Below are 13,454 nucleotides of genomic sequence, written 5' to 3'. Positions count from 1 at the left end.
AAATAACATTGAAAATTATAATTTTTGGAGCTTCAGGTTCTGGAACAACAACATTAGGAAAGTCATTAGCAGAAAAATTAGGTTGGAATCATTTAGATGCGGATGATTATTATTGGAAAAAAACAAATCCACCTTTTCAAGAAAAAGAAACATTTGAAGAAAGAAATCAGAAACTTTTAAAAGATTTTTTAAAGTCAGAAAATGTCATAATTAGTGGTTCTTTAGTTACTTGGAATTCTTATTGGCAAACAGCATTTGATTTAGCTATTTTCCTTAAAATTCCGCAGGAAATAAGATTAGAAAGGTTAAGGAAAAGAGAAGAAAAAATGTATGGAGAAAAATGGAAACAAGATGTACAAGCTCAAGAAAAATTTAATAAATTTTTGGAATGGGCTGCAAAATATGATGATGAAAATTTTGATGGACGAAGTATAACTCAACATAAAAATTGGCTGAAAACTTTAAACTGTATTACTTTAGAAATTGATGGAGATTTTACAAATAAAGAGAGAATTGAAAAAGTAATTGCTAGGATGGAGAGATGAAAAAGATATTAATTGTAAATGGAGAAAAATATTGGCAAGATTTTTTTCCAGAATGTGAAGTTGTTCAAAAATCGATTCAAGATACTTCTTGGATTTTAAAAAATGGAAATTTATATGTGGCAGATTCAGAAAGTGTTGTAAAACCTGATGGAATTTTATGGAGAATAGGAGCAATAAAACCAACTGATTTGCAAACTACAGCGATGAGTTTGATTGAAATTTCTAAAATTCCGTGTGTGAATTCACCTGAAACTTTAAAAATTGGATTTGATCGATTGTCAATGCTTTCTATGTTAAAAAAACAAGGTTTTCCTGTGATAGATTTTAATGTAGTTACAAAATCTACACATTTAAAAAATATCAAAATTGATTTTCCTTTTGTTATAAAAGTTGGAAATTATCATGGTGGATTTGGAAAAGTTCTTGTAGAAACAGAAGAAAAATGGCAAGATATCAAGGATTTACTTTTTGTTACTGAAAATTATATTTCTGTCGAACCTTTTATAAATTATAAAAGAGACATTAGATATATTGCAATTCATGATAAAATTTGGGCAATGTCAAGAAGAGGGAAATTTTGGAAAGCAAATGTAGAAACAACAGATTTTGAAGAAATTATTCCTGAAAAAGAAATCGTTTTAAAATTAAAAACTTTGCAAAAATCGATTAGTGCTAACATTTTAGCAATTGATATTTTAGAAGATGAAACTGGAAAACTTCATGTAGTAGAATATAATGATATTCCAGGATTATCAGGTTTTAATGATGAATTAAAATATGAATTAGCTGCTGTTTTAAAACGAAAAATTGAAGAAAACAAAGATAAATTTTAATAAGAAAAAGAAAAGAGGGAGTTGGATCCCTCATTTTCAATTATTCTATAAATGTTCCAATTGCACAATTTGAATTACCATTGCTGAAAACAGCTAAAGCATTTTGAGAATTGCTTGTAACAGAAGGAACTTTTCCAGTATTTCCATTTATATCTGTGAGTTTTTTCCATGAATTATTTAAAATCAATTCATTTTTTTCTAAATATCCATTTGTAAAACAAATAGCATTTCCAACATTATGAATTTCAATTACTGAACCATCATCATTCAAAGTTGTATTTGGATACGAACCATTTCCATAAACTTTAGCTTGATTCCAAACTAAACTCAAACCATTTTGTTTTCCAGTGATATAATATGTTTTTTCTTCATTATTTTCATTTTTATACCAAACCAATAAAACATCTCCAGAATTATTCATAGTAACTTTTGGAAAATGTGGATTGTGGGTTTGATTAGAAATTGCCTCAATTCCTTTTCCTTGTACCCAATCAATTTCTTTGGTTGCTAGATTTACAGTTCCAATATTATAATGTATAGAAACTGGAGTGGAACCATAACTTTCATAAATGACAATTACTTGATTGTTATTATTAATTGTAATGCTTGGTTTTGCTCCTTGTGAATAAAGATCATCTTTATATAATTTATGACTAGAACCAAATTCCATCTTATTTTCATTCCAAATACCAACATGATACCATATAAAATCATTCATTACATTAGAAGTTTCATGAATTTCAACTACAACTCCATTATCATTCATAGCAACAATTGGCCATTGTCCGCTGTCATATCCATGAGAACTTCCCCAAAAAATATTTTCATTATTTGAGTTTAAAATTCCATTATTATAATAAAGTTTATTAAGTATTCCATTGGATTGATGCACGGAGATAATTTGACCTTTTGCATTCATTGCAATTGTTGGTCTTTGACTAGGATCGAAAGATTTAGCAGAAGAAAATACTACTTCAGAAATATAATTTACTTTCCAATTATTGGAGATTGCTTCAACTTTTTCAGTTTCTATACTTTCTTCTTTAATACAAGAAAAGAAGAATAAAAGGCATAAGATTACTAACTTTTTCATGATAAATATTCTTTTAGATTAAAAGTATATTGTGAAAGCTAGTAAAGAGAGATTGTTTTAAAAAAAAGAACAAAAGCCAACTCTATAGAATTGGCTTTGTAAATATTATAAAGTTAAATTGATTTAACGGTGAGCAATTGGATCAGGTGTAAATCCATCAGGATATTTTTGTGCTTCACCATCTGAATTTACTCTTCCATCATTTAAAAGAAGTAAACCACAAACATGAGGAGAAGCCATGGATGTTCCACTTAAAGTTTCATATCTTCCACCCATATATGTAGAATAAATATCTACACCTGGAGCAGCAAATTCTACAACATCACCATAATTTGAAAAATAAGCTAATTCATCATTTGAATCGACCGCAGAAACTGTAAAAATATTTTCACCTTCTGCACGAGCAGGAGAATAATCTTCTGCATTTTGTCCGTCATTACCAGCAGCTAAAGCAAAATAGATTCCTTTTGAAGCAGCATTTTGGACAGCTTGATCAATTTCATCATTTGCGAATCCACCCAAACTCATGTTTGCAGCATCTCCTTCTTTACCATTTGCTGCAACATAATCAATACCAGCAATAACATCAGCCCAAGATCCTGAACCAAAAAAGTTTAGTACTTTTACAGCAACCACTTCAGCGTTTGCTGCAACACCAACAACTCCTTGTCCATTATTTTTTGCTGCAATGGTTCCAGCAACATGTGTTCCGTGTCCATTGTCATCATTTCCATCAGTTCCAGCAACAAAGCTGACACTTTTTTCTCGATTTACATTTAAATCAGGATGTGTAAAATCAATTCCAGTATCAATTACCCAAGCAGTTTTTCCCGTTCCGTCACCAAAACCACCAACTCTTTGCACACCCCAAGGTTCTTCTTGTGCTGTTGTGGTTGGATTAACAGATTTAATAGGATTGATAAATTGAATTAATTCGTTTTGAGAAATAGAAGCAATTCTTGGATCTTGTCTTAATTGATCGTATTGTTCTTTCGTTAATTTGGCTGCAAAACCATTCATCGCGTAACCATACGTATGAATAATATCTTCATCCGCAATTGAAAAAGTAGAAACATATTCACTTCTCAACATGTCGTTTGTTGTGGAATATGCATAATCTGTTGTTCTAAATGAAGGTGATTCATTTAATGTAATAATGTATTCACCTGCAATTGGGCTAGAAGGTGGAGCGGCAAATTCTTGATCTCTACCACTAGCTTGACTTACCGAATCATCGTTTGCACAAGAAGCAAAGAATAATACGACTAGCATCATGTATCCAATAGATTGAATACTTGATTGAATTAGCTTTTTTTTCATGATTTCAACTATTTTTAAATGAAAGTAATTATATATCATTGGTTTAAATTTTAATAATTAATGCTTCATTTTGAATAGCCAGACATAATAGATTTTGTTAAGCCAAGTTACTAGAAAATTGATGGTGAATTAGTTAATGAAATTTGAAAGTATTTGTTAATCTTTGGTGAAAAATTGCGTTTTGAGAAGTTATTTAATCCGTTTTTAATGTTTTTTTAGACTAAAAAAATGAGAATTAGACGAATAATTAGTGTTAACAATGATAGATTGATGGAAATTAACCTAAAAGAAAAACGCTAATTCAAAAGGTTTAAAAAAGTGAAAAAATATTAAAATTTAGTGTTGAAATCTTCTATTTTTTTAGTTTTAAAAAAAGATGATTTTGTCTGTTTAAAAGTAAGAATGTTTGATAATCTGATAGTTGCGATTTTTTTGTAAAATTTCAAAATCAGAGAAAATTTAGGTTTTAAAATTTTTGTAATGTTTTTTTATTGTTTGAATATTTTAAAGGAAATGTTAATATAATAATCTGACATACAGGTTGTTATTTGTTTTGTTTTAAAGTTGTAATTAAGAACTTACTGATTATAAGTTGCATTATTTTTAATTATTTTTATATAAACTAAATTTTAATAAGCTTAATTCAATTATTTTTTTTAAATTTAAGATAACCTAAAAAAGAGCTTTGTTAAGAAATTTTTCACATAAAAAATACTCTTTATATAAATGATAATCAATGTGTAAAGAAATTAAAGATACAGCCATTAAGTTACACTTTTTATAGCAAAATCACCCTATATTTTCGGTTATGTTTTCATGATGATTAAATGAAAAAAAGGTTAAATGTATTATTACAAAAAAAGTAGCCTTGTTTTCTTATTAGCTTTATTCTCGACTTACATAATAATTTAAAATAATAATAGAATAAACACTTTAAAAATTTAATCATGGAAGCAACAATTACAGAAATGAGCTTGAAAGATTTTGAGAAATTAAAAGATGTTACGATTAGTGAACGAACAAATCTTTTTTATGATTTTTATTTACACAACAGATCAAAAAAGCATTCTAATTATAGAATTGCATCAAAAATTGGAAGTGGTTCTGAGATTCCAGTAATTGATCCTTACTCTAACGAAGAAAAAAAATGCATTAGTTTTGTTTCAAATGACTATTTAGGATTTACTAAGCATCCTAAAATTATTGAAGCAGGAAAAGAGGCTTTAGATTTATATGGATCTGGAGCAGGTTCTTCACCACTAATTGGTGGACAAAGCGTTTTACACGATCAATTGGAAAAAGAGATTGCAGCTTTTTTCAACAAGGAAGATGCGATTACTTATACTTCTGGCTATGCAGCAAACAGTGGAACTTTGATGGCACTTTTAAACAGTAATGATTTAGTGATTCTTGATATGGGAGTTCATACAAGCGTTTTAGAAGGAACAATGCTTGCGAATAAAAAGTATTTCTTACATAACGATGTGACTTCATTAGAAAGGATTCTAGAAACAAATAAAGGAAAGTATAACAATATGGTAATTATCATCGACGGAGTTTATTCGCAAGATGGTGATATTGCTCCGTTGGATAAAATTAGCGAATTGGCTAAAGCGTATAATGCTTTTTTAATTGTTGACGAAGCACATGGTGTAGGAGTGCTTGGAGAAGAAGGAAAAGGAGTATTTGAAATTTATAACATTTTTGATAAAGTTGATTTAATTACAGGAACTTTTAGCAAATCATTTGCATCTGTAGGAGGATTTGTTGCAGGAAACAAAGAAGTGATTGCTTTCTTAAAGTTTTTTGCGGCTTCTAACATCTTTTCTGCTGCTGCAACGCCTCAATCGGTAAATACTGTAATAAAAGCGATGGAATTGCTTAAAACAGAGCCACAATGGATTAAACAGTTACAAAGTAATGTCGCGTATTTCAGAAATGGATTAGATACTTTGGGAATTGATTATGGAAAGAGTAACTCGGCAATATTTCCAATTATGATTCGTGATGAAGAAAAAACGAAAAGAATTGGTCGTCGTTTATTTGAATTGGGAATTTATGCAAACCCGATTCTATACCCAGCGGTTTCTAGAAAACAAACAAGAATTAGAATGAGTTTATTAGCAATTCATACACAAGAAATGCTTGATAAAACATTGAATATTTTAGATTACACTCTAAAAGAGGAAAATATCATATAGTTCTTATTTTTTTAGTAGGATTGCCCTTTCAAGATTTCTATTCTGTTGTTTTGGAGGGTAATCCCTTTTTATTTTCAATTAATTCTTCATTTTTTCTTACCCAATTTAACTTCTGAATAAACTTTATTGAATGGATTATATTTAAAATGATTGTTTTATTTTAGCCAAAAATAAAAATTGTTATATATGCCAGTTGGATTTGGACAAGGTTTAAGTATGGTGAAATCTGTACAACAAAATAGAAACCTTGTTAAAAAAAGAAAAACTGCAAAAGAAAATGCAGAGATTTATAAGTTAAAAGAGACAAAAAACTTTTCCTATAATGAATTTTCCAAAGAAGAAATGGAAGATTTTAAAGAAAAACTTCAAAATCAAAAAAAGAAAACACAAATTAAAAATATCTTATGGATTTCCTTAGGAATTTTAGTTTTAACTCTATTTATATACTTATTGAATAATTAAAAAAAATGCTTTAAAATGAAAAAAATAAAATTATTCGTGTTGTTAATTGTTACTGCTTTTGTAACATTAACTTCTTGTAAAAAAGAAAATAAGAAGAAAAATCTATATCTTTCTTTACAGTCAAAAGAAGTTTTAAGATATAGAATTGCTACAGGATTAAAAACAAAAGATGGAGATAGAGTAACAGCTAAAACTTATTTAAAAATAGAGAATCAAGGAATTGAAAATGATTCTTTGTTTAATTTGAATTTTGATGTTGAAAAATTAACGTATAAATCAAAGTTTTCAAAAGATATATCTGGTAATGAAAAGAAAGAATCGGATCATTTACTTATCAATGATTTTATAAATTATTTGGAAAAAAATAAAGAAAAGAAAACCAATAAAACAATTAGATATACAAAAAAAGGAAAAGTTTTAGATAGAAATTCAAATGCGTTTTTACCATTGGAAATACTGAATTTAAAACATTTTCAAATTGTTTTTCCTGAAAAAAGAATTGACTTGAAAGAAAGTTGGATTGTAACTGACAAATTGGAATATGGAGAAGTAGTTTCAAAATATACTTTAGAAGAAATCACAAATGATGCATTTTATATTGATATGGTTCGAGAAGTAAAATTAAATGCAAAAGATAAGTTGTTTTCAGAAAAAGAATTCAAAGTAGAAGGAGTTTACGTTTTAGATCGTTTAGATCGTACAATTTTACAAGGAGCTGTAAGATATGAATTAGATTCACTTTGTGATATTACTTTAAATATTGCTGAAATTAAAAAATAAAAAAAACCTCACTTTTAAAGTGAGGTTTAAAATAAATAAATCATCAAAATTTATTTAAACAAGTGAAATTTTAGATATTGAAATTCATTCCAAGAACGAAATTTCTACCAGGATTTGGGATATTTTCTGTTTTTAATCTAGATAAATGTGGAATATATTCTTTATCAAATAAATTGTTAATAGAGAAATATACATTTACATTCCATTTATCTTGCTTGATGTTTGTACCTAAACCGAAATTTACTAAAGTATAATCTGGTGTAGAAGTTTCAAATTGACTTACTTTGTTTTGTGCAAAACTGTGATTTACATTTACAGAAACATAATTTTCTTTTAAGAATTTAATAGATGGAATATCTACTTTTACTTGATTTTGCCACTTGTTTGCTGGAATTAAAGCAAGCCATTCATCATTTTTAAGTTGTCCAATTACTGTCTCATAACTAGAATATAAGTGTAACCAATCTAATGGGTGAGGATGTAAATGGAATCCAACTTCTCCTCCGTAAATTGTTGCATTATTTTGAACATATGCAAAAACAGGAGCTCCATCAATTTCTTCATTTGTTGGATCTAAATGAATATAATCTTGTACCACATTTACGAATCCATTCGCATAAAATTCAATGTGTTTATTTCCATATTCAAAAGAAAGATCTGTTTGAATATTTTTTTCTGTTTTTAAATTTTCATCACCTAATTCATAACGATTTGCTCCGTGATGAATTCCATTAGAAGTTAATTCTGCTAAATTTGGAGCTCTAAATCCAGAAGCTACATTTACACGAATTGCAGTATTTGAACTTAAAGCAAATTTTGCACCTACAGAAGCTGTAAAACTTGTAAATGATTTATCAATTGCAGCAATTACTTCTTCTTCCTCTTCGTGTCCTTCTTCCTCTTCACCATGCTCTTCATGTCCGTGCTCGATATGATGTTCTTTTGTTTTAATATTTCTTGAATCAAAACGAACTCCTGCTTGTAAAGAGTGTTTTCCTATAGGAAATAAGAAATTTGTAAAAACTCCTAAATCATTTACTGTAGCATCTGGAATTAAAATTTCTGGACCAAAGTTTTTATTTTCTTGATTTAAACCTTGCACACCAACAATTGCTTCAATTTCATTGTCAAAAGAATATTGATATTTTGCTTCGTATGTGAAAGTTTTTAAATCTAAATTGATAGCGGCAATTTCTGCTTCTTCCTCTTCATGTTCTTCTTCTTCATGACCTTCTTCCTCTTCGCCATGTTCTTCATGAGCGTGCTCAATTTCTTTTCTTTTGTTAATTGTATATCCAAGATTTACAAAAAGCTTAGATTTATCAAAATAGAATGTGTTTAAAGCACTAATAATATTTGTATTTAATTTTTGATATGGAGCAAATGGCGTTGTTCCAGAAGTACTTCCTGCAATTTCCATTGGCAATCCTAATGTTGTTTCATTAAAATTATAACGAATTACACTTGAGAAATTATCAAATTCAATTCCTAATCCAGCTTTAAAATCTTTTTCATTAAATCTAGAATTTAAAACATAATCACCAGAAGGAAGTTTATAATCATGGTGTACATCATAAGTTCCTCTTGCTAAAAATTTAAAATGTTTTGTAGAAGTTTTAGCAGCTAAAGATGAACTACTTCCTTGTGTATTTGAGAAAAGTTGTTGTTGGAAATTAAATTGTGTTTTATTCTCTGGAGCAAACCTTTCAGGTTTTAAATATAAAACTCCTCCAAGTGCATCTGAACCATACAAAAGTGAAGCAGGCCCTTTGATTACTTCCACATCAGCAATTCCAGCATCATTTACACCTAATCCATGTTCACCACCAAATTGTTGATTTTCTAAACGAATTCCTTGTGTATAAACTACAACTCGATTTCCGCTTAATCCGCGAATTACAGGTTTTCCGATTCCATTTCCTGTTGAAATTTGTGAAACTCCAGGTAAAGCAGTTATTCCTTCAACTAGAGTAGGAGCACCATTTTTCTGAATTTCTTGTAAACCAATACGATCAATTTTTAAAACATTTTCGCTTTGTAATTTCTGAAATGGACTTGAAACAATAATCTCATCAAAATTAAAAACAGCTTCTTTCAATTGTACATTTACATTGTCGCCAGCTTTTATTTTTAAAGTTTGTGATTCAAATCCGATATAACTAATCAATAGTGTGTGTTCTCCAGAAGGAACTCTTTCAAATGTAAAGTAACCTTCCAAATTTGTAGTTGTTCCTTTGTCTAAATCGACTAAGTAAACACTTGCACTTTCCACAGGATTTCCATCTTCATCATTAACTGTTCCTGTGATTTTTTCTTGTGCAAATAAGATATGTTGAATTCCAATAAATAGGAATATAAGATATTTCTTCATTTTGTATAATTTAAGTGAAATAAATAGTTTCTAATATTTAATAAATAAGTTTTTAGAACTATTTATTTAAAGTTAATACCACTTTTTACTTTAATTTAAAGCTTGTAATTAGTTTAATTTTAAAGTCTTAGTCATATTTTTAAATTGGTGTTAATTTTAATATTTAATTATTTTAAACAATTGATATAAAATATTTTAATGCTTTCTACTTGAATAAATAATTGATGTTAATTCTTTTAAATTGTTTTATAATAATGAATTAAAATTAATTGCTTAAATAATAACTTTATTTAAAAATAGTATTAAAATTTGTCGTTTTTTGGTTTAAATTCCTTCTCACTTAATACTTTTAGTAATTAATTAACCCCTATAATAAATAACAAAATACTAACAAATATTAAGGAGAAGGAATCTCAATTTTATATAAACATGTGTAATTATTTTTTGAAAAAAAGATGATTTTAAAATATCTTTTTTTCTTAAAAAGGTGGTGCTCTAGAATTTTTCGTTGCGTATATTATTTCAAATAATTCCTGAACATAATGAAACTTAACTTTGTTGAAAACAATCACGATTTCTTTGTGTGCAAAATTGTAATCAGGAAGTTTTAAAAATTCAATTACTGTATGAAAAATAGAACAATCAAATTTTTCTCCATATACATGTTCTACATCTTCTGAATAAACATCATGAAAATGTTCTTCTTGTAAAGCGTGTAGAAACTGTGCTATACTTGGTATAAAAACCATGATAGCGAAGAAAATGCTTAATCTTAATTTGTTCTTAGATGAATTCATAAAAGAGCTTAAAAGCTTTTAAAATTGATTTCTTTTAGATTTTAAATATTTAATGAAATTATTTTCCTTTTCTTTTTTAAGAAATAGAAATATTTAAAATGAATTTATATTGAATTGTGTTGTTTTTCGGAAAGCTTAGGGATTGCAGTGAAAAGCTTTTGTTTTGATAAATTAGAAATTCTTAGCAAGAAAAAGCGACTAGCGGAAGCTTAAGATTTGTTTAGAAGTTCTTATTTAGAAAAATAAAACTTGTAGCGTAAAGCCCGACTTTTACTCTGAGTTAAAGCGAAGAGAAAAGAAAGCTCCAAAAATAAATTCTTTAAAAAATATGGAATTAAGAAATCAAAGCAGGTGGTGCTCTTGTGTTTCGAAAAGTAGAAAAAGGACTAGATGCCTTTTTGTATGTTGTATAAAAAGTTGTTTGAAATTCTGAAAAAGGAATGATTTCAAACGTTGGAATATCGTCAAGAGAAACGAAATCTGTTGTCATGTGGAAAATCGAACAATCCACTTCATCTGCGTGAAAGTGTTTTACTTCTTTTGCATCACAAACTTGATGATGATGTTCTTCTTCAAGAGCATGTGCTAATTGTGTTGTAATTGGTATAAAAACCAAAACAATCATAAAAATTACACCAAGTATGTTAAACAAATTTAATTTCATTTCTATTGAGAGAATAGATTGCAAATATAAGTTTTATTTGGATTAATTCTTGACTGAAATATAAGAAAAATGAAAAAAGATTCTAATTTTTTGTTAAAAATTTAAAAATCAATTGTTGTAAAATAGAAAACCTGCTTCCATGGAAACAGGTTTTGAGATTATTTCTTATATAATTCTTGGAGTTTTTCTTGTGCATTTTCATTACTTCGATCAAGCAATAAAACTTTTCGATAATTATCAATAGCTTTTTCAGTTTCTCCAGCAATTGCTAAAGCTTCTGCGTAACTATCATAAACATTTGGATCGTGTTGAAACATGTATGTATTAATTTTTAAAACAATTAAAGCTTCTTGAACTTTTCCTGCTTCTAAAAATACATAACCTAGTGTATTTAATTCTCTTCGATTTTTAGTTTTATAATACACAGTAGAATAATGTTTGTTGAATTCCATTTTAATCTGTTCTACAGTTTTTCCTTGGAAAGCATCTAAAATATAAGTTGCAGCACGATAATTTGGTTCCGAAGGACATTCAAAAGCAATTTGTTTTAAATCTGTTTCTAATGTATTATTTGGTGTTTCTACAATTCTAGCAATTTCTTGATTGTCTTTTTTGAAGATAAATGTTGGAACTCTATGAATTTTTTTACCTTTTTCTTCGCCGTTTGGACCTTGTTTGTATTTTCCTTCGACAGAAGAATTATAAAGTGCGATAAAATTTAATTGTTCTCTTTTTAAACCAAGATCATCCCAGATTTTTACAAATCTTGGAACCCATCTTTTACTATCACCACACCAAGTTCCAAGGTAAATATCGACTTGAACATCTTTTAGTTTTTTTGCCCATTTTTGTTTTTCAGTTTTTGGAAAATTGTCATAATTTTTGACAAACCATTCTTGAAAAGCTTCGTCTTTTTCTAAGGTTTTTAATGGAAATTCACCACATAAATGTGAATTACCTTTTGCATCTTCAAAGCGATGAATATCTTGTGCAAATACAAAAGTAGAAATGCACATGAAAACGACTAATAATCTTTTTTTCATTTTGTTGGTATTTGATAATTTATTGATTTTTTTTAGCTCTTCTTTTTTGAATTCTCATATTAATCACTTCCACAAGAAGTGAAAATGCGATAGAGAAATAAAGATAACCTTTAGGAATTACACCAACATCTTTGTTAAACACTTCGGCATCTGAGAGATGCGCTCCTTCTGCAATTAACATAAAACCTATTAGAAGTAAAAAAGAAAGTCCAAGGATTTGAATAGTCGGATGTTTATTTACAAAACGTCTGATTGCATTTGCAAATGACATCATGATAAGAATAGAAATTACAACAGCAATTACCATAATAAGAAACGCGCCTTCAATTCCATTTGTCATTCCGACAGCAGTTAAAATAGAATCAAAAGAGAAAACGATATCAATTAAAATGATTTGAATTAGAACTTTTACTAAAGTATTTGCTTTTTTTCTACTATTTACAGAATGATCTTCCTGACCTTCAATTTTTTGATGAATTTCGCTTGTACTTTTATAAAGAAGAAACATTCCTCCAAGCATCATGATGAGACCTTGTCCGCTCAAATCAATTTCAAACCATCCGATATCAACAGACCAAAATGGTTTTTTCAGTTTAAAAAGCAATGTAACTCCAAAAATCATTACGATTCGGAAAGCCATAGCCAATAATAAACCAAGATTTGTGGCTTTTGTATGAAGTCTCTCAGGCAATTTCCCAACTAAAATGGAGATAAAAATGATATTATCAATTCCTAGAACTATTTCGAGAAAAGTTAAAGTCAGTAACGCCATCCATGTGTCTGGAATGAGAAATATTTCCATAAAATATTTAATCTTTTATTTTGATCACAGTACCTTCTTGATTATAATTAGAATCACCTATTTTAAATTTATAAGTGTATGAATTGTCTTTTACACCAGTAATCTGAAAATGAAAAATTTGCTTTTCAATAGATTTTTTTGGATGTAAATATTTTGCTGTATAGTTAAAATCATCTTGCCATTGGACAATCAACGTATCGATTACGCCACCGTAATTTTCGATTTGTAATGAATCTTTTCGAACAAATGTAAATTTATCATGATTTTCACCTGCTGGAACTTCAAAAGTTCCTGATCTAAAACGTTTGCTAGTGTTTTTTTGTTCACAACTAAAATTGATAGCTGTGATTGTAATTCCTATTGCGATTAAAATTTTTTTCATAAACTCAAAAGTAACAAATCTGTTGATATTTCGATTTTAAATTCTAAAAAAGAATTCAAACTCCTTCTAAACAAATCCGAAATTTGAATAAATATAATTTAAAATACACAAAAAAAACCTTTAAAAAAATCATAAAAAAAGAAAAGGAGCTAAGAAAGACT

The 13,454-nt window shown here is 28.1% G+C and carries 13 protein-coding genes; 5 read left to right on the top strand and 8 right to left on the bottom strand.

All coding sequences use genetic code 11. The features are described from left to right. Nucleotides 1-8: 8 nt before the first annotated feature. Together I1A51_RS12345 and I1A51_RS12340 are read left to right on the top strand one after the other, a co-directional pair. The gene (locus tag I1A51_RS12345) at nucleotides 9-545 is read left to right on the top strand and encodes an AAA family ATPase (protein WP_196894335.1); all 537 of its coding nucleotides are present in this window, start codon (nucleotides 9-11) and stop codon (nucleotides 543-545) included. Then, nucleotides 542-1,378: an ATP-grasp domain-containing protein gene (locus I1A51_RS12340; RefSeq protein WP_196894333.1), complete on the top strand. Its 837-nt coding sequence runs from the start codon at nucleotides 542-544 to the stop codon at nucleotides 1,376-1,378. The genes I1A51_RS12345 and I1A51_RS12340 overlap by 4 nt, the downstream gene beginning before the upstream one ends. A gap of 40 nt (nucleotides 1,379-1,418) precedes the next feature. Here the strand turns inward: I1A51_RS12340 and I1A51_RS12335 are convergent, their stop codons facing one another. Together I1A51_RS12335 and I1A51_RS12330 are read right to left on the bottom strand one after the other, a co-directional pair. Continuing rightward, nucleotides 1,419-2,471, bottom strand: a complete 1,053-nt coding sequence (locus tag I1A51_RS12335; protein ID WP_196894331.1) for a hypothetical protein — start codon at nucleotides 2,469-2,471, stop codon at nucleotides 1,419-1,421. Between the two features lie 123 nt (nucleotides 2,472-2,594). Next, a complete protein-coding gene (locus I1A51_RS12330; RefSeq protein ID WP_196894329.1) occupies nucleotides 2,595-3,791 on the bottom strand; it encodes a S8 family serine peptidase in 1,197 nt (398 codons plus the stop codon). Nucleotides 3,792-4,738: 947 nt separating this feature from the next. On the opposite strand from I1A51_RS12330, the gene I1A51_RS12325 reads away from it, so the two are divergent. The 3 genes from I1A51_RS12325 to I1A51_RS12315 all read left to right on the top strand — a co-directional run bounded on the left by I1A51_RS12325 (nucleotide 4,739) and on the right by I1A51_RS12315 (nucleotide 7,234). Then, a complete protein-coding gene (locus I1A51_RS12325) occupies nucleotides 4,739-5,992 on the top strand; it encodes an aminotransferase class I/II-fold pyridoxal phosphate-dependent enzyme (RefSeq protein WP_196894327.1) in 1,254 nt (417 codons plus the stop codon). A gap of 186 nt (nucleotides 5,993-6,178) precedes the next feature. Beyond that, nucleotides 6,179-6,454, top strand: coding sequence for a hypothetical protein (locus tag I1A51_RS12320; RefSeq protein WP_196894325.1), 276 nt, complete (start codon nucleotides 6,179-6,181; stop codon nucleotides 6,452-6,454). A 15-nt stretch (nucleotides 6,455-6,469) separates the two neighbouring features. Next, a complete protein-coding gene (locus tag I1A51_RS12315) occupies nucleotides 6,470-7,234 on the top strand; it encodes a hypothetical protein (protein ID WP_196894323.1) in 765 nt (254 codons plus the stop codon). 70 nt (nucleotides 7,235-7,304) lie between these two features. Here the strand turns inward: I1A51_RS12315 and I1A51_RS12310 are convergent, their stop codons facing one another. The 6 genes from I1A51_RS12310 to I1A51_RS12285 form a co-directional block, all read right to left on the bottom strand. Beyond that, nucleotides 7,305-9,605 carry a TonB-dependent receptor gene (locus I1A51_RS12310; protein WP_196894321.1) on the bottom strand — a complete coding sequence of 767 codons (2,301 nt, stop codon included), beginning with the start codon at nucleotides 9,603-9,605 and terminating at the stop codon, nucleotides 7,305-7,307. A 479-nt stretch (nucleotides 9,606-10,084) separates the two neighbouring features. Then, nucleotides 10,085-10,402 carry a hypothetical protein gene (locus I1A51_RS12305; protein WP_196894319.1) on the bottom strand — a complete coding sequence of 106 codons (318 nt, stop codon included), beginning with the start codon at nucleotides 10,400-10,402 and terminating at the stop codon, nucleotides 10,085-10,087. Nucleotides 10,403-10,736: 334 nt separating this feature from the next. Further along, on the bottom strand, nucleotides 10,737-11,066 hold the full coding sequence (locus tag I1A51_RS12300) for a hypothetical protein (RefSeq protein WP_196894317.1): 330 nt from the start codon (nucleotides 11,064-11,066) through the stop codon (nucleotides 10,737-10,739). Between the two features lie 158 nt (nucleotides 11,067-11,224). Continuing rightward, on the bottom strand, nucleotides 11,225-12,109 hold the full coding sequence (locus tag I1A51_RS12295; protein WP_196894315.1) for a tetratricopeptide repeat protein: 885 nt from the start codon (nucleotides 12,107-12,109) through the stop codon (nucleotides 11,225-11,227). A 19-nt stretch (nucleotides 12,110-12,128) separates the two neighbouring features. Beyond that, nucleotides 12,129-12,911: a TerC family protein gene (locus tag I1A51_RS12290; RefSeq protein ID WP_196894313.1), complete on the bottom strand. Its 783-nt coding sequence runs from the start codon at nucleotides 12,909-12,911 to the stop codon at nucleotides 12,129-12,131. A gap of 7 nt (nucleotides 12,912-12,918) precedes the next feature. Continuing rightward, on the bottom strand, nucleotides 12,919-13,293 hold the full coding sequence (locus I1A51_RS12285) for a hypothetical protein (RefSeq protein WP_196894312.1): 375 nt from the start codon (nucleotides 13,291-13,293) through the stop codon (nucleotides 12,919-12,921). Nucleotides 13,294-13,454: the final 161 nt, after the last annotated feature.

Source organism: Aureivirga marina (genome assembly GCF_015767265.1).
Classification (GTDB): Bacteria; Bacteroidota; Bacteroidia; order Flavobacteriales; family Flavobacteriaceae; genus Aureivirga; species Aureivirga marina.
Note: the sequence above shows the minus strand (reverse complement) of the source record. Positions and strands in the feature narration are given on the sequence as shown.